Annotated in this window: 14 protein-coding genes; 11 read left to right on the top strand and 3 right to left on the bottom strand. The window is 60.7% G+C overall.

Annotation, left to right across the window (positions count from 1 at the left end):
* Positions 1-4: 4 nt before the first annotated feature.
* Together ASD52_RS35915 and ASD52_RS35910 are read left to right on the top strand one after the other, a co-directional pair.
* Positions 5-1,249 (top strand): glycosyltransferase family 4 protein, encoded by a 1,245-nt coding sequence (locus ASD52_RS35915; RefSeq protein WP_025428534.1) that lies wholly within the window; start codon positions 5-7, stop codon positions 1,247-1,249.
* Positions 1,249-2,412 carry a glycosyltransferase gene (locus ASD52_RS35910; RefSeq protein WP_128090385.1) on the top strand — a complete coding sequence of 388 codons (1,164 nt, stop codon included), beginning with the start codon at positions 1,249-1,251 and terminating at the stop codon, positions 2,410-2,412. Before ASD52_RS35915 ends, ASD52_RS35910 begins: the two co-directional genes overlap by 1 nt.
* Here the strand turns inward: ASD52_RS35910 and ASD52_RS35905 are convergent.
* Complete coding sequence (locus ASD52_RS35905; protein ID WP_025428536.1) at positions 2,390-3,064, bottom strand: hypothetical protein; 675 nt, start codon at positions 3,062-3,064, stop codon at positions 2,390-2,392. The two genes, ASD52_RS35910 and ASD52_RS35905, sit on opposite strands and share 23 nt — an antisense overlap.
* Before the next feature lie 317 nt (positions 3,065-3,381).
* On the opposite strand from ASD52_RS35905, the gene ASD52_RS35900 reads away from it, so the two are divergent.
* The 8 genes from ASD52_RS35900 (at position 3,382) to nadE (ending at position 12,875) form a co-directional block, all read left to right on the top strand.
* Entirely contained in the window at positions 3,382-6,084 is a 2,703-nt protein-coding gene (locus ASD52_RS35900; RefSeq protein WP_057211311.1) for an ABC transporter ATP-binding protein, read from the top strand.
* A 91-nt stretch (positions 6,085-6,175) separates the two neighbouring features.
* The gene (locus ASD52_RS35895) at positions 6,176-6,640 is read left to right on the top strand and encodes a Crp/Fnr family transcriptional regulator (RefSeq protein ID WP_025428538.1); all 465 of its coding nucleotides are present in this window, start codon (positions 6,176-6,178) and stop codon (positions 6,638-6,640) included.
* 99 nt (positions 6,641-6,739) lie between these two features.
* A complete protein-coding gene (locus ASD52_RS35890; protein WP_057211309.1) occupies positions 6,740-7,510 on the top strand; it encodes an FkbM family methyltransferase in 771 nt (256 codons plus the stop codon).
* 209 nt (positions 7,511-7,719) lie between these two features.
* Positions 7,720-7,923 carry a hypothetical protein gene (locus tag ASD52_RS35885; protein ID WP_025428540.1) on the top strand — a complete coding sequence of 68 codons (204 nt, stop codon included), beginning with the start codon at positions 7,720-7,722 and terminating at the stop codon, positions 7,921-7,923.
* A 143-nt stretch (positions 7,924-8,066) separates the two neighbouring features.
* Complete coding sequence (asnB, locus tag ASD52_RS35880; RefSeq protein WP_057226723.1) at positions 8,067-10,004, top strand: asparagine synthase (glutamine-hydrolyzing); 1,938 nt, start codon at positions 8,067-8,069, stop codon at positions 10,002-10,004.
* 27 nt (positions 10,005-10,031) lie between these two features.
* The gene (locus ASD52_RS35875; RefSeq protein WP_025428542.1) at positions 10,032-10,298 is read left to right on the top strand and encodes an acyl carrier protein; all 267 of its coding nucleotides are present in this window, start codon (positions 10,032-10,034) and stop codon (positions 10,296-10,298) included.
* A gap of 25 nt (positions 10,299-10,323) precedes the next feature.
* Positions 10,324-11,871, top strand: coding sequence for a class I adenylate-forming enzyme family protein (locus tag ASD52_RS35870; protein ID WP_025428543.1), 1,548 nt, complete (start codon positions 10,324-10,326; stop codon positions 11,869-11,871).
* Positions 11,868-12,875, top strand: coding sequence for an NAD(+) synthase (gene nadE / locus ASD52_RS35865; protein ID WP_057211307.1), 1,008 nt, complete (start codon positions 11,868-11,870; stop codon positions 12,873-12,875). Before ASD52_RS35870 ends, nadE begins: the two co-directional genes overlap by 4 nt.
* A gap of 37 nt (positions 12,876-12,912) precedes the next feature.
* Here nadE and ASD52_RS35860 read toward each other — a convergent pair whose 3' ends face one another.
* Together ASD52_RS35860 and ASD52_RS35855 are read right to left on the bottom strand one after the other, a co-directional pair.
* Positions 12,913-14,028 carry a hypothetical protein gene (locus ASD52_RS35860; RefSeq protein WP_057226721.1) on the bottom strand — a complete coding sequence of 372 codons (1,116 nt, stop codon included), beginning with the start codon at positions 14,026-14,028 and terminating at the stop codon, positions 12,913-12,915.
* Complete coding sequence (locus ASD52_RS35855; protein WP_081789000.1) at positions 14,025-14,696, bottom strand: HemK/PrmC family methyltransferase; 672 nt, start codon at positions 14,694-14,696, stop codon at positions 14,025-14,027. The genes ASD52_RS35860 and ASD52_RS35855 overlap by 4 nt, the downstream gene beginning before the upstream one ends.
* 287 nt (positions 14,697-14,983) lie before the next feature.
* On the opposite strand from ASD52_RS35855, the gene ASD52_RS35850 reads away from it, so the two are divergent.
* Positions 14,984-16,306 (top strand): lipopolysaccharide biosynthesis protein, encoded by a 1,323-nt coding sequence (locus tag ASD52_RS35850; RefSeq protein WP_057226718.1) that lies wholly within the window; start codon positions 14,984-14,986, stop codon positions 16,304-16,306.
* The last annotated feature ends 5 nt before the right edge of the window (positions 16,307-16,311 follow it).

Here is a 16,311-nt window from a genome sequence, read left to right as displayed (position 1 = left end):
AGCATTGCCAACGGACCGCAAGATTGCCGTCATTCTGAAGGGATATCCGCGCCTTTCGGAAACCTTCATTGCGCAGGAATTGCTCGGACTTGAGAAAGCGGGGCATGAGCTGGTCCTGATCGCGCTGAGGCGCCCGACCGACGGCAAGCGCCATCCCGTGCATGACGAGATCCGCGCCGACGTGCACTATCTGCCGGAGTACCTGCACGAGGAGCCATTGCGTGTCCTCAAGGGTCTGGTGCGTTCGCTGCCGAAGCCCGGATTCTGGAAGGCGCTTGGGCTGTTTGTGAAAGATCTGGGCCGGGACCTGACGCGCAATCGCTTCCGCCGTTTCGGGCAGGCGCTGGTTCTGGCATCGGAATGGCCGGGCGATCCGCGCTGGCTGCATGCCCACTTCATCCACACGCCGGCTTCCGTCACAGCTTATGCCAGCGTCATCGCCGGTACGCCCTGGACGTGCTCGGCGCATGCGAAGGATATCTGGACATCGCCCGACTGGGAGCTTTCCGAAAAGCTCGGCCGCGCGCGCTGGACGGTGACCTGCACCCGGACCGGCTACGAGCATCTGCAGAGCCTGACCTCGCAAAAGGCCAGAGTGCATCTGAGCTATCACGGCCTCGATCTCGAGCGTTTCCCGCGTTTCGACGGCGAACATTCGAGCCGCGACGGTTCCGATGAGGCAGACCCGGTGCGCATCGTCAGTGTCGGCAGGGCGGTGGGCAAGAAGGGCTACGATGTTCTCCTTCAAGCTCTAGCCCTCTTGCCTGAGGATCTTCACTGGCGCTTCGAGCATATCGGCGCCGGCGAATTGACAGCAAAGCTCAAGGTCCTGGGTAGCGAGCTCGGTATCTCGGACAGAATTGCCTGGAAGGGTGCGCTCGATCAGACCGACGTGCTCGCCCACTATCGCACCAGCGATATCTTTGCGCTCGCCTGCCGGGTGACGGCAGATGGCGACCGTGACGGACTGCCGAACGTGTTGGTCGAAGCGTCGAGCCAGCGGCTCGCCTGTGTGTCTACGGCAATCTCGGGCGTGCCGGAACTCCTGGTCGACGGAGAAAACGGTCGTATCGTGCTCTCCGAGGACGCGAAGGCACTGTCTCTCGCCTTGGAACAGCTGATCCGCGACCCAGAGGGTCGCCGCCGGCTGGGCGCTGCCGCCGAGAAACGGGTGAGGGCGCACTTTGACCACCACTCCAGCATCGAACAACTGACGACCCTGTTTGCAAACGAATGGAAAGCGGCGTGATGCGGCAGCGGCGGGTCTTCTTTTATGTCCAGCATCTGCTGGGGATCGGCCACCTCGCGCGGGCAAGCCGCATTGCCAGCGCACTTGCCGCCGATGGTTTCGACGTCACGGTTGTCACCGGAGGCACGGCCGTTCCCGGCTTTCCAAGCGCCGACCTCAAACACGTAGCCCTGCCGCCGGTTGTTGCCGGCGACAAGGGGTTCTCCGGCCTGGCGGACGAAACCGGAAATCCGGTCGATGATGACTTCAAGGACCGCCGACGGAAGATGTTGCTTGACGCTTTTCGCACCTGCGACCCGGATGTCGTGATCTTCGAGGCGTTTCCGTTCGGTCGCCGCCAGATGCGGTTTGAACTGATGCCGCTGCTCGACCTCATCGAGGCATCGAGCCCGCGCCCACTGGTGGCGACATCCCTTCGCGATATCCTGCAGGAGCGGACGAAGCCCGGCCGTGCCGAGGAGATGCTGGATCTGGTACAGGAGCATTTTGACCTTGTACTCGTGCATGGGGATCCCGCCTTCGCTCGGCTTGAAGAGACCTTCCCTTACGCGCAGGAGATCGCCGACAAGGTTGCCTATACCGGTCTGGTCGCGGGCGATCCGCCGGCGCCGCCGTTGGAGCGTTTCGATGTGCTGGTCTCGGCCGGTGGCGGCGCAGTCGGCAAGGAGCTGATTGGCGCCGGTCTGGAATCTGCGAAGCTCCTGCCGCCGGGGCTGCAATGGTGCATGATTACCGGGCCAAACCTTCCGCAGGTCGACTATGACGCATTCGAGGCCGCCGCGCCTGGCAATGTGAAGCTGTTCCGTTTCCGGCAGGATTTTGCCAGTCTGCTTTCGGGTGCGCGGCTTTCCGTCTCGCAGGCCGGCTACAATACGGTGTGTGACATCATTCGCGCCGGTTGTGCGTCGCTGCTGATCCCGTTCACGGCGGGCGGGGAAACGGAGCAATCAACGCGTGCGGTTCGACTGGAAAAGCTCGGGCTTGCCGGTGTCCTGCCGGAGAGCGAGGTAACGCCGGCCCGATTGGCGCGCGACGTTGAAACGCAGCTCGCACGGGCCAAGCCCACGATGCCGCCGCTCGACCTCGAAGGCGCCGCCCACACGGCGGCGATCCTGCGTGAGCGGCTTTCGCAAGTGGCGGTCAAACCGTCCCGATCAGCATGAACCTTGTATATTTCTTCGTCGGCAACGCACCGACGAAATCGAGCGTCGCGAGTTTCGCCTGGTCGGCGAAAGCATCGACGGACTCGACGCAGTTGATGTGCGTCGGTTCGCTGAAGTAATCGTTCGACTGCAGGAGAACACGTGTGCCTGATGGGATCAGCGCAAGCCAGCTCCGCAGATCGGCGATGTGCTCGCAACTCGTGTTGACGATCAGGTCGGCGTCGAGGCTTGCGTAGTCGATCGCATACATGTCGGCCGTGATGGCCCGGAAACGATCGGCAAAGGTCGCGTTGAGGGTGCGGGCGACAGCCTCGACGGAGGCGTCAATGTCGTAGCTCTCAGCCATTGCGATTTCGAAGCGACAATCCTCAAGCAACATCGCCGAAAGGATGCCGTACCACCCGCCGAGAACGACGATCCGCTTATAAGACTTGCCCGCCGCTTGCAGCAGCGTGTCGCGAGCCCAGAGCTTGCAGGCAACCTGCCTATGATTGAAGGCATTGGCTATATCGGCGTCAGGGTGTCTGGCAATCACCTTGGCGATGCCATCGATCAGCGGGCTTCCGGTATAGGCGGCGATACCGCGCGTCAGGTCGAAAGCGTTTTCGTACCAGTCGCTCGCAGGAGTAGGGGGATGGCTGGTGTGTTTCATGCACTCGTTGTAAGCTGGCAGACAATGGAGTGCAATATGGGCATTTTTCGTTCCCCACGCCTTGATCCGCCGCAGGGAGGCATGAGCGCCGATCTTGAAGGTGCGTTCAGGCGTCCATTGCGGTTTTCTCGCGCTCCTGCATAATCTAATAAACCGGATTCGAAACCGGATCAGATTTTTGCCGAAACGCCTTCGCGACCGGCCGCCCGTGGCAGTTCAGTCGGAAAGGACCACAAGCAAGCATATCGTGGCCGGGTATCGGTGGCTGCCCGCGCCGCAAACAACGCAGTGTTCAATAAGGTCTCGTTGCCAGAAACATGGAACCACGCCTCTCCCGCTACATTTGGACTCATACGCGCAAGGACCAGCTCTGGATCCTGTTGGTCGTGGCGTTCTCGATGGTCCCCTACTTCCTGTCCTTCGATCTGCCCAAGCAGATCGTCAACGGACCAATTCAGGGCGACGGTTTTGACAGCCCGGAAGCGACGCAGGCGTTCCTGGCGATCTCCTTTGACTTGCCCTATCTCGGGACGATCAATCTTTTTGACGGCTTCCAACTCGGTCGCGAAGGCATGTTGCTGGCCCTGAGCCTCGTGTTCCTGCTGCTGGTTGTCGTCAACGGCCTCTTCAAATTCTATATCAACACCTTCAAGGGGCGGCTCGGCGAGCGTCTCCTGCGGCGGATTCGCTTCGAGCTTGTCGATCGCGTTCTGAGGTTTCCACCGACGCATTTCAAACGGGTGAAACCGGCCGAGATCTCAACGATGATCAAGGACGAGGTGGAGCCGCTCGGCGGCTTTACCGGCGATGCCTTCGTGTCGCCCGCACTGCTTGGCGGTCAGGCGCTGACGGCGCTGATCTTCATCCTGCTACAGAGCTTCTGGCTCGGGCTGATCGCCTCTGTTATCGTCGCCGTTCAGGCGGTGATCATCCCGCGCATGCGCAAGCGGTTGCTCGTCCTTGGCCGCGAGCGCCAGCTGACTGCGCGCGAATTGTCTGGCCGGGTGAGCGAAATCGTTGACGGCATCGGCACGATCCGCGGCCACGACACCTCCAATCTCGAGCGCGCCGACATCGCGTCGCGGCTCGCGCGCATCTTCAAGATCCGCTACGACCTCTATCAGTGGAAATTCCTGGTCAAGTTCATCAACAATTTTCTCGCCCAGGTGACGCCGTTCATGTTCTATTCGATCGGCGGCTATTTCGCGCTTCAGGGCCGCCTCGATATCGGCCAGCTTGTCGCCGTCATCGGCGCCTACAAGGACCTGCCCGGGCCGCTGAAAGAGCTCATCGATTGGGACCAGGCGCGCCAGGACGTGCAGGTGAAGTACGCCCAGGTGGTCGAGCAGTTCAGCATCGAACCGCTGCTCGATCCCAAGGTCCACGCCCTCGCAGCGGCAAGTCCGGCGCCGCTGAACGGCTCGCTCGCGGCCGTCAACCTGACGGTGACCGATGATGGTGGTGTGACACTCCTCGACCACGTCTCGCTGCAGGTGCAGCCCGGCGAGGCGGTCGCACTCAAGGCCGGCGGGGAAGTTCTGGCAGAGGCCTTCGCTCGACTGATCTGGCCGGCTGGCGGTCGTGTTGTCATCGGCGGTCAGGATATACTGGAGATGCCGGAGTCGGTCACTGGCCGGCGGATTTCCTATGCCTCCTCAGACGTGTATGTGTTTCAGGGCAGCCTTGGCGACAACCTGCTCTACGGCTTGAAGCACGCGCCAATGACCGAGGTCCGGTATGAAGGCGAAAGGGCGGCCCATCGCAAGTGGGAGCTGGTCGAAGCCAAGCTTGCAGGCAATCCATCCTTCGACGTCAACAGCGATTGGGTCGATTATCAGGCAGCCGGGGCGACCGGACCAGACGATCTTCTGATCAAGATCAGGCCTGTCCTTGATGCTGTCCTCCTGACCAATGACGTTCTGGCGCTTGCCGTGCGCTCCACCATCGACCCGAACCGCAATGCGGCCTTTGCCTCTGGTATCGTCGAGATGCGCAGCGCGCTTCGGGAGCGCCTTGAACAGGAAAAGCTCAGCGATCTCGTGGTGTTCTTCGAGCCCGGCTCGTACAACATCGAAGCGACCATCGGCGAAAACTTGCTCTTCGGCACGATTACCGATCAGGTGATGTGGGACGGTGCGCTCGAGGGACACCCGTTCTTCAAGACCGTGCTTCAGCGCGTCGGCTTGCGTGACGTCTTCTACGAAATGGGGCTGGAAATCGCCGAGAACGTCGTCGAACTGTTCCGCGACCTGCCGCCGGATCACCCGTTCTTCCAGCAGTTGACATTCATGACGGCCGAAGAAATTCCTGTTTATGAGGCGTTGCTGCAAAAGGTCCGTGGGCGACCACGCGCGGACGTTGCCGAGGATGACCAAGTCAAGATCATTCGGCTGTGCTTCGGCTACATCGAGCCTCGACACCGCTTTGGTCTCCTGACCGACGAACTGATGTCCAAGATCGTAGCTGCCCGGCGCGAGTTCGACGAGGGCCTGCCGACGGACCTCGCCGGCATGATCGAGCACTATCGTCCGAACCGCTACATCGCGTCCGGCAGCATCATCGACAACGTGCTCTTCGGGCGCATCGGTCACAAGCACGCCGATGGATCGGAGAAAATCCGGGCGATCGTGCGCGATCTTTTCGAAGCCGTTGGCCTCTATAACGAGGTGCTGGCCTTCGGCTTCGAATTCAATGTCGGCGCCGGCGGCAAACGCTTGACCGCAGGCCAGCGCCAGAAGCTTGACCTGGCCCGCGCGCTCATCCGCATCTGCGACTTCTATATCTTCAACCAACCGCTGCTGGCGCTCGACCAACGGGTCCAGGAGCAGGTGGTCCGAAACGTCTTTGCGCTCTTGCGGCAGGGCGGGCGCAATCCGGCAATCGTCTGGGTGGTCGCAAATCCGGCGGTGATGGAACTGTTCGATCGTGTCGCCGTATTCGAAAATGGCCGACTGGTTCGCGACAACGAAACGGAAGTGGGGGCTAACGAAGGACCCGACTATAAGGAAATGGCATCTTGATGTAATATTAATGTCAGGGCACCAGCATAAGGTCCCGCGGCAACGCGGGAGGCAGGTCGCCCCGGCTGGATACTCGGAGAAACGGATTGTGATGTTGCTCAAGGATGAAGTCGAAATGCTGCGCCGGATAACCCTGTTTTCAGGATTGCCGCCTGCAAAATTGAAACTCCTTGCCTTCACCTCTGACCGGGTCATGTACAGCGCCGGGGAGGCCCTTTTCTATCAGGGCGATATTGGCGATGCCGCCTATGTCATTCTCTCAGGCAAGGCCGACGTGCTGGTGACGACTGCAAGCGGGCCGCTGAAGCTTGCGGAAGTGGAACAGAATTCGATCGTCGGCGAAATCGCCATTCTCTGTAACACCCCGCGCACGGCGACCGTGCGCACCACGACACCGCTGGAAGCCCTGCGCATCCGCAAGGACGACTTCCTGAAGCTGCTGGCCGACTTCCCCGAAATGGCGGTGGAAATCATGCGCGTGCTCGCTGACCGCCTCAGCCAGACGACGGCCGAACTTACGGAAGCGCGCAGCCGAAACGAGCGCATGGAAGCGTGAAATCGAACCGGCGGCGCCCGTCGTTGGCATGTCCTGGCCGCATGGAAGACCTTCGCAAAAACGATTCCGCTTGACCGGGATATGGGCTAGAGAAGCGCCATGCGTGCGATCACCTACTTCTGCAAGACCGTCCATTTCCCTGACAAGCCTGAGAAGAAGCGCTTCTTTGCGCGGCTTCAAAGCGGCGAGTGGGAGCCGTGCACATTTCAAAACATCGAGCGGCTGGTCGACGGCAACACGACCTTTGTCGATATCGGCGGCTGGATCGGCGTGACGCCCTATTGGGCAGCTCAGATAGCCGACAACGTCATTACGGTCGAACCCGACCCCGTCTGCTTCGGCATCCTCAAGGAAATGGAACCGCAGAACGAAGGGGAGGTCGCGCTGATCAATGCTGCACTTTCCGAGGATGACGTCCTGGTGCTGAACTCGGTCGGCGGATTTGGTAGCTCGGAGACCTCGGCGCTGATCGCCGACGACACGGGGCAGGCGATCAAGGCGAAAACGATCACGATTGCCGAACTGCAGTCGCTGGCGCGAACCGAGAAGCTATGCTTCAAGATCGATATCGAAGGCTACGAATACCGTTCCCTGGCCCAGTTCCGGGATATCGACCGCACGCGGACGACGGGCGTTTTGCTCGCCGTTCATCCGCAGATCCTGTTTGCGTCACTGAGCGGGCCGGCAATCGTCAGGGCATTGCGCACCGTCGTTGCCACCCTCGGGCTCGTGCGCAGCTTTCGCGGCTTCCGCCTCGACAATCCATCAGCGATATGGACTGCCCTCAAGAAATCCACCTTCCGGCGTGAATTCCGCGGGTTCGATCTACTCTTTGTTGCAAGGTCAGCGACCCGTAACGATGCGCGCTGAAGAGAAACAGTCGCTGACGTTCTGAGCCACGGCCGCAGCCAATACATGCCTTGTGGAAGCAGGACTTAGCTGAAAGGCGCTGAGTCCACGAATTAACCACGTCTGCAACAAGGTTAATTCTTGGTTTAAGAATGTTACTTCTGCTGGTATAAGCGGCTAGTTTCTATTTTCATTCCTCGGTTTTTCTGCTGTGCCATGAGAGCGGTCAGATGTCCTGGATGTATTTTGTTGGCGCAACCTATTGTATCGCTGCGCTTTTCCTGTTGGCGATGACCTATCTGGAAGGTCTGCAGGCGCACGCGCCCTGGAATGTCTATCGTGTCGCCGGCATTGTGATCTGTATTTTCTGGCCGGTGCTCATTTTCTATCTAATGTTTAAAATTGTAACGAAAAGAAAAATTCCGCAGGGGTAAAGGTATTTCTGTGATGTTTTGATGACGTATTTTTGTCTTCCTGGAGAATTTACCATACAACCAGAAAACGCCGGCGGTTAACCCATGAACTCTTCATGCGGATTATGTTTCGGTTGTGATTGACCCGTGTGAAAGTTCTGAACATGTGCGGTTTTGGCGGCTATTTCGGTTCGGTCCGGGAAGCAGAAACCCTTCTCAAGAGGATGGTGACCGCGATCGCGCATCGCGGACCGGACGAGCATGGCACATTCGTGGCGCCGGAAGCCGGCCTCGGTCATGTCAGGCTCTCGATCGTCGGGCTTGGTGACGGCCAGCAGCCAATGTCAGATGCGACGGGCGAGCTAACAATCGCCTTCAACGGCGAGATCTTCAATTATGTCGAACTACGCGAGGAACTGCGCGCCAAGGGCCGGCATTTCCGGACTTCGAGCGACACCGAAGTTATCCTCCATCTCTACGATGAGATGGGCGAGGACTGCCTGTCCGTCCTCAATGGCGACTTTGCCTTTGCAATCTGGGACGCCCGCCGCCACCGAATGATGCTCGCTCGCGATCGCATGGGCGTGCGTCCACTTTTCTATACGACCAGAGGCGGCACACTCTACTTCGCATCCGAGATCAAGGCGCTGCTTCAGGTGCCCGGCATCGTAGCCGAGATCGACCCGATCGCGCTCGACCAGATCTTCACGCTTTGGGCGCCGATCTCGCCGCGGACAGGCTTTCGTGATATCCACGAGCTGGAACCCGCAAATTTCATGATCGCCGAGCGGGGGCGTCAGACGATCAGGCCCTATTGGCGTCTCGACTATCCGGATCGCGAGGCCACTTCACGCTTCGTCAATGAAGACGAAGCCGCCGACGAATTGCGGGCGCTGTTGAGCGACGCGACGCGGATCCGCATGCGGGCCGATGTGCCGGTCGGCTCCTATCTGTCGGGCGGTCTTGATTCCTCCATCGTCGCGGCGCTGGCGGCGGGTATGGCGCCGCAAGGATTGCGCACGTTCTCCGTCACGTTCGACAGCGTCGAGCACGACGAAAGCGCCTACCAGATGCAGATGGCCGCGGCCCTCGGCACGCAGCACAGCACCGTTGCCTGCCGTGCCGGCGATATCGCCAGGGTGTTCCCGGATGTGGTACGTTTTGCTGAAAGGCCGATCATCAGGACGGCGCCGGCGCCGCTCTATCAGCTTTCGGGCCTGGTGCGCGAACAGGGGCTCAAGGTCGTACTGACCGGCGAGGGGGCCGACGAGGTCTTTGCCGGCTATGATATCTTCAAGGAAGCGCGCGTGCGTCGGTTCTGCGGGCGTCAGCCTGGCTCGCACATCCGCCCGCATCTGTTCCGCAAGCTTTATCCCTATCTCCCTGGCCTACAGCAGCAGTCGGCTGAATATCTCGCCGCGTTCTTCGGGGCGGGAGACGTTGCGCTAGACGATCCGCTCTTTTCCCATCGCCCCCGCTTCAAGAGCACGGCGGCGACGAAGATCTTCTTCTCGCCCGATCTGCGCGCCAGCCTTGCCGGCTACGACGCGGCAGAGGAGCTGGCGAGCCGTCTGCCTCAGGATTTCGGCCGCTGGCATCCCTTGCATCAGGCTCAGTATCTCGAGGGTCGGTTCCTTTTGCCCGGCTATATCCTTTCGAGCCAGGGCGACCGCATGGCGATGGCGCATGGCATCGAAGGGCGTTTCCCGTTCCTCGATCATCGGCTGGTCGAGTTTGCGTCCGGTCTGCCGCCGGAGATGAAGCTCAAGGGGCTGGTGGAAAAGCACATCCTGCGCGAGGCAACCAAGGACCTGATGCCGGAAGCGATCGGCAAGCGCACCAAGCAACCCTATCGAGCACCCGATAGCCTTTCGTTCACCGGCGTCGGTGAACTCGATTACGTCCGCGAGGCAATGAGCCAAGACAGAATTGCCGCGGGTGGTCTCTTCAACCCGAAGGCGGTCACGAAACTCTACGAAAAGTGCCAATCCCAACCGGTATCCGGCTTCCGCGACAATGCAGCGTTCGTCGGAATCCTGTCGACACAGCTATGGCTGAAGACATTCACTGGCACGAGCATCCACGCCGCCCAGGCGGCCTGAACGACTGAGGAAAGGAAAGGAAAAGACATGACGGAGACGATCAAGGACAAGGTCAGGGCCTTTGTCATCGAGAACTTCTTGTTCGGCGACACGTCCTACGACCTTGCCGACACGGCATCGCTGATCGAGAACGATATCATTGACTCCACCGGCGTGCTGGAGCTGGTCGCATTCATCGAGGATCACTACGGCATCGCCATGGCGGACGCCGATATCGTACCGGCGAACCTGGATTCGCTCGCGCGCATCTCGGCTTTCATCGAAGCCAAATCTGGCGCGACGGTAGCGGCGTAAGCGACAACGGGTGAGGTCCACGCAGATGCGGTTCGAGCAATTCCTTATCGACAACGCCGCGGCGCATGCGGCGAAAACAGCATTGATCACCGACCGCAAGCGGCTGCGGTATGACGAGTTCGATCGGCTTTCGAGCCAACTGGCGGCCTCGCTTTCCAGGAACGGTGTCAAGCGCAATGACCGCGTGCTGGTGTTCATGGACAATTGCTGGGAAGCCGCTGTTTCGATCTTTGCCGTGCTGAAGGCAGGCGCGACCTTCAGTCCGATCAATTCGTCGACCAAGGCAGACAAGCTGGCCTACATCATCGGCGATTGCGAGGCAGCCGCCATCCTCACACAGGCAAAACTGATGCCGGTCGTGGGCGATGCCCGTGCGCTTGCCGGCGACGCGATGCTGTTCGTTGCTTCCACGGCGGCGCCCAACGGCCAGGTGCCTGCGGGTGCCACCGCATTCGACACATGCCTGGAAGGCGAGCCGCAGCCGGTTGTCCACGGCGGGATCGATGTTGACCTGGCGATGCTGATCTATACCTCCGGCTCCACTGGGCGCCCGAAGGGCGTGATGATGACACATCGCAATATCGATGCGGCGTCCGGATCGATCACCACCTATCTGCGCAACCAGCACGACGACATCATCCTCAACGTCCTGCCGCTCGCCTTCGACTACGGCCTCTATCAGCTGCTGATGGCGGTCCGGCTCGGAGCGACGCTGGTTCTCGAAAAGTCCTTCGCGTTTCCGCATGCGATCTTCGAGCGCATTCGCGAGGAGGGTGTCACCGGATTTCCGCTCGTGCCGACGATGGCGGCGATGATCTTGCAGATGCGCGATCTGGAGCCGGGTTTTCTACCCAGCCTTCGCTATCTTTCCAACACTGCCGCGGCGCTGCCGCCGGCACATATTGCCCGGCTAAGAGAACTCTTTCCCGGCGCGCGGCTCTACTCGATGTACGGGCTGACGGAATGCAAGCGCTGCACTTATCTGCCGCCCGAAGAACTTGATCGTCGGCCGGGCTCCGTCGGCATCGCCATCCCCAACACCGAGGCCTTTGTGGTCGACGATGAGGGTAAGCGCGTTCCGCCGGGCGTGCCCGGCGAACTCGTCATCCGTGGCCCGCACGTCATGCAGGGCTATTGGCGCAACGATGCCTCGACCGAACGCATGCTTCGGCCGGGACCGCACCCTTGGGAGAAGGTGCTCTACACCGGCGATCTGTTTCAGGCCGATGCGGAGGGCTTCCTCTATTTCGTCGGGCGCAAGGACGATATCATCAAGACCCGCGGCGAGAAAGTTGCGCCGAAGGAAGTCGAGACGGTCCTGCATTCCCATCCAGGCATTGCGGAAGCCGTCGTGCTTGGTGTGCCCGACCCGGTTCTCGGCCACGCGATCGCGGCACTTGTCGTGCGCTCGGACCAGACGCTCAGCGACAAGGACATCATCCGTCATTGCTCGCGCCATCTGGAGGACTTCATGGTCCCGAAGGTTGTCGAATTTCGCATCGAGTTGCCGAAGACGGACACGGGTAAGGTTAGCCGCCGACTTGCGGCCGAGACGATGGAGCCTGCAGAATGAACATTCGCCCGACCCAGGACACGGCTGCGTTTTCGGCCGAAACGCTTGATATCGACCATGCGGCTGAAACCGACCGCATCGTGGCAGGGCTGCGTGAGCAGCTGCGTGGAATGAAGAAGCGCGGCCTCGTGCTAGGTCTTTCCGGCGGCATCGATTCCAGCGTGTCTGTCGCCCTGGCTGTGCGAGCTGTGGGTGCGAAGAACGTCTTTTGTCTGTTCATGCCCGAGAACGACAGCGACCCGGAAAGCCTGAGGCTCGGCCGTCTGGTCGCCGAAACCTTTGGCGTCGATGCCGTGGTTGAGGATATCGGGCCGATCTTGCAGGCAATGGGCTGCTACGAGCGTCGCGACGCCTTCATCCGCCAACTTGTTCCTGCCTACGGCGAAGGCTGGGCATCGAAGATCGTGATCGCCAACGCGCTCGAAGGTGAGGGCTACAACATCTCGTCGCTGGTGGTCCAGGATCCACAGGGCAAACAGACCAAGCTGCGCATGCCGCCGCCTGTCTATCTCGGTATCGTTGCCGCCACCAACATGAAGCAGCGCACGCGCAAGCAGATCGAATATTACCATGCCGACCGGCTGAATTTCGCCGTCCTCGGCACGCCGAACCGGCTGGAATACGACCAAGGCTTCTTCGTGAAGAACGGCGATGGCGCCGCCGACGTCAAGCCGATAGCGCATCTCTACAAATCGCAGGTCTACGCGTTGGCGGCCTCTCTCGGCATTCCCGAGGAAATCCGCCGCCGCCCGCCGACGACGGATACCTATTCGTTGGAGCAGACGCAGGAAGAGTTCTATTTCTCGCTGCCCTACGACCGCATGGATCTATGCCTTTATGGCCTCAACAACGGACTGGCGATCGAGGCGGTTGCGCAGGCTGCGGGCTTGACGGCAACGCAGGTCGATCGCGTCTGGGCGGATATTGCCGCCAAACGCAAGGCGACGCGCTACCTTCATCTCGGGCCGCGACTCGTCCAGACCGTTGAGGAGATTGCTGACTGATTGGCATAGGGTGCGATGGCCAATCCGGCCGCATCGGTCAGTCGAAGCGGCCGCCCATAAGTCGGCTCCAATGTTCGCCGGCCAACCCGTTTATAAATCCTTGCGAATGGCGGAACGCCTGAACGAGTTCGTCGTCGCGCGAGTGGATCACGGTTGACGCCATGTGCACAAAGGCGATGCGACGACCGAGCATGGCCTCAAGGAGAGCTGGCTGCGTCCGACCACGCAGACCCGCGACACCGCGCGCGGCTGCGTGGTCGATCAAACAATCGATGACGGGGCCGGCCTGTCCGGGAAGGGCGAGGATCTGCAGCACGCGGCCGATATCGCCGGAGCGAGCGTGATAGGCAAAGGCGCCGACGACGGTTCCGGTGCGCGCGGTGACGGATGCGAAGATTGCGCTACCCTGATCAGGTTTTTGCACCGCGTCTGCGAGGATGTTGTTGAGCTGCCCTTCCGCCCAATCCGGGCGCAAAGGGAATTGGGCAGTGAGCGGACCGACGAGATCGGCGAAACCGCTTCTGTCGATTTCACCAACGCGAAAATTTGCCTGTCCCGTTCCGCTTTCGGGGACGGCCGACCAGCGCCGCTCCCCGCGACCCATCCTGTTGCGATAGAAACGATCAAACGCATGCGCGAGCGGATTGACCAGCCGAGCGAGCTTGATCCGGTGCTCGGCGACGCTGAGCGTGAATGCCGATGGCCGGATGACACGCACCCAATCAAGACTGTATTGCGGCAGTACGATACCGCGCAGTTTCGTCCACATCTGAGTCGATACTTCGCTTGCGGTCTCGCTGAACGACAGATCCTGTGGACCCGCGAGGAAGGCCTTCAGCAACCGTGCACCCGCCATCGGATCGCTTTCACGATCCTCGGCCATAAGGGAGCCGCATATGGCGGCTCGCAACGGCCGACCGCTAAACGTCATCGGCAGCGCGTTAACGCCAACGAAACCGGAGATGCGGCCGTCGCCGTTGACGTGAACGAGGGGCCGAATCTCGCGATCGCAGCCAGGTGCGTCCAGGTAGAGCTGCCGCATATAGTCGACGAGCGCAGCTGGCGGCTCCGTCTGATCCTTGCAGAAAACCCTCTGGAACATTCCAGCGATCGCAGGAATGTCTGCGGGTTCAAGCGGCCGGATGTTACTCATCGTTCCTCGTCCCCGGCACCCGCCGCAACGGATGCTTGAGCAACAAGTTTCCTGACGATGGCGACGCGTGGCCGGCCTTCCACATCGGTGGCGAAGGTGACGGCCTCATAGGCCTTGGTGCGGGCGAGAAGGGCGGATGCCTGTCGATCCTGGCCAGCGCCGAACTCGAAGAGCAGCCAGCCGCCCGGTTTCAGGAAAGCCACAGCATCGCGGATGAGGCGCTGATGGATCGAGATGCCGTATGGGCCGCCATCGAAAGCTTCCCGCGGTTCGGCTTCAAGCAGGTGGGCGCTGTCACCTTCGAGCCGAGATGTCGAAATATAGGGCGGGTTGCAGACGATCATGTCGACCGAGCCCTCGAGATTGTCGTCGGCCAGCGCACCAAACAGATCGCCCTGTCGTATGGTGACGCGATCGGCGACGTTCAGGCGAGTGACGTTTCTGCGGGCCAGCGCAACGGTGCTATCGGTCAAGTCCGCACCCCAGACGCGGGCGGAAACGACATCGGCCGCAAGCCCGAGCGCCAGGTTTCCGGAGCCGCAGCACATGTCGATGACGGTTGCGCCGGATGGCCGGTCATGCAGGATCCTTGAAGCCGTGCGTCCGAGCAGCTCCGTTTCTTCTCGTGGCACCAAGACATCGGGTGCCAGTTCGAGTTCGACGTCCATGAAACGGTGCAGACGCGGCGCCTCGCCGCTTGCCTGATCATCCTGAAGGGGATTGTTGTTTTGCGGCACGGCCTCTCCTTCATGCGTCGATCGATGGCTGCACGATCCACACTACTGCAATCAGGTAAACGGAAGCTAAAATGCAATTGATGCGGGAGTGTTAACCGCGCAATCATTTCTAAGTGCTATTCTTTGCGATGATCGGAAGCGTGTGCTCGGCTGTTGCGGCAACGCCCATCCGGCATCGGACGCACATTTCGTCGGATTGTTGTCAAAGGCAGATCGGGATGGCATCGGAAGGTCTCAGAGAACCGGGCGCGCACAGACCGTTCCTGTCGATGATCATGTCCTATGCCGCCTCGGGCGGCAGCCTCATCATTGGATCCGCTGCCCAGCTTCTGACGTTCGCGATCCTCGCACGTTGGCTCGGCGTTCATGAGTTCAGTGTCTTCGTGGCGATCACGGCGGTTGCCAATATTGCCGTGCATCTCTGCGGGCTGGGGGCGATGGAGTGCCTCGTGCGCCGCGTCGCACGCGATCGGAGCATGTACTCTCGCATGCTCGGTCACAACGTCATCTTGACCGCCATCAGCGGCATCGTTCTGGTTTTGCTTGGCGCGATTGCGCTGCCGTTCTTCTTCACGCTGTCAGCTGACCCGGCTACCAACATTGCCGTGATTACGCTGATGCTGATCACCAACATCATCTTCGTTCGCGTCATCGTGCTGACGGAGCAGATCTTTCTCGCTCACTCGAATTTCGCATCTGCCAACAAGGTTGTCGTCGGCTTCGCCATCGCCCGCACCATCGCCGCGGCGCTCGCCTGTATCGTCTTTGGCGTGGCGACCGTTGCCTCCTGGGCGGTCTGGCAGTTCGTATGCCATGTGCTTGTCGCCATCGGTTGCTGGTATGCCGTAAAGGGCCTTGGCCGGCCCGTCTATGGGATCGTGCGCGAAGAGCTGCCGCAGGGGCTCTACTTCAGCATCCCCTTCATTCTGCGCGCGGTGCGCCAGAATGCCGACCTGCTCGTCCTGAGCCTCGTTGCCTCCGCAGAAGTGATGTCGAGCTATAGCGTCGCGCGGCGCATGCTGGAGAGCAGCTATCTCTCGGTCGAGGCGCTGAACCGGTTGATTTATCCCGGTTCGGCCAAGGCAACGGCCTCCGGCCTGCACCATGCCTTCGAGCGGGTACGCAAGGTGCTCGTTGCTGCCACTTCGATCAGTATTGCGGCGGCGATCGCGGTCTTCGTGCTTGCGCCGGTCCTGCCTTACCTCTTCGGCAAGGACTATGTCTCGTTGGTGTCCTTCGTTCGAATTCTCTGCTGGGTCGTCGTGCCGATTGCCATGTGGTCGGTCGCAATGGAAGCGCTCGGAGCATCCGGGCATCACCCTGCGCGTGCCTCTGTTATGGGTCTCGGCAGCGTCCTTGGCGCTGCGTTGACAGCGTGGGCGACTTGGTATGCGCCACCTGCGGGCACGTTCATCTCCTTCTATGTGATCGAGATCGCGATGGTCATCGTTTCCTGGAGTGTCTTCCTGCGCTTCGTCCGGCGCGACAGGGAGGGAGCGGTTGAGCACGTCGTCCCGGCGAGGATGGCGCATGAAGGCTGAGCTGA

The sequence above is a fragment of the Ensifer sp. Root142 genome (assembly GCF_001426785.1).
GTDB classification, from domain to species: Bacteria; Pseudomonadota; Alphaproteobacteria; order Rhizobiales; family Rhizobiaceae; genus Ensifer; species Ensifer canadensis.
The sequence above is the reverse complement of the archived record's forward strand: the minus strand, read 5'-3'. Positions and strand labels throughout refer to the sequence as shown.

Coding starts and splice junctions, on each gene's coding strand:
- ASD52_RS35910 (WP_128090385.1), top strand. CDS start 1,249: ATGCGGCAGCGGCGGGTCTTCTTTTATGTCCAGCATCTGCTGGGGATC.
- ASD52_RS35905 (WP_025428536.1), bottom strand. CDS start 3,064: ATGAAACACACCAGCCATCCCCCTACTCCTGCGAGCGACTGGTACGAA.
- ASD52_RS35900 (WP_057211311.1), top strand. CDS start 3,382: ATGGAACCACGCCTCTCCCGCTACATTTGGACTCATACGCGCAAGGAC.
- ASD52_RS35895 (WP_025428538.1), top strand. CDS start 6,176: ATGTTGCTCAAGGATGAAGTCGAAATGCTGCGCCGGATAACCCTGTTT.
- ASD52_RS35890 (WP_057211309.1), top strand. CDS start 6,740: ATGCGTGCGATCACCTACTTCTGCAAGACCGTCCATTTCCCTGACAAG.
- ASD52_RS35885 (WP_025428540.1), top strand. CDS start 7,720: ATGTCCTGGATGTATTTTGTTGGCGCAACCTATTGTATCGCTGCGCTT.
- asnB (WP_057226723.1), top strand. CDS start 8,067: ATGTGCGGTTTTGGCGGCTATTTCGGTTCGGTCCGGGAAGCAGAAACC.
- ASD52_RS35875 (WP_025428542.1), top strand. CDS start 10,032: ATGACGGAGACGATCAAGGACAAGGTCAGGGCCTTTGTCATCGAGAAC.
- ASD52_RS35870 (WP_025428543.1), top strand. CDS start 10,324: ATGCGGTTCGAGCAATTCCTTATCGACAACGCCGCGGCGCATGCGGCG.
- nadE (WP_057211307.1), top strand. CDS start 11,868: ATGAACATTCGCCCGACCCAGGACACGGCTGCGTTTTCGGCCGAAACG.
- ASD52_RS35860 (WP_057226721.1), bottom strand. CDS start 14,028: ATGAGTAACATCCGGCCGCTTGAACCCGCAGACATTCCTGCGATCGCT.
- ASD52_RS35855 (WP_081789000.1), bottom strand. CDS start 14,696: ATGGACGTCGAACTCGAACTGGCACCCGATGTCTTGGTGCCACGAGAA.
- ASD52_RS35850 (WP_057226718.1), top strand. CDS start 14,984: ATGGCATCGGAAGGTCTCAGAGAACCGGGCGCGCACAGACCGTTCCTG.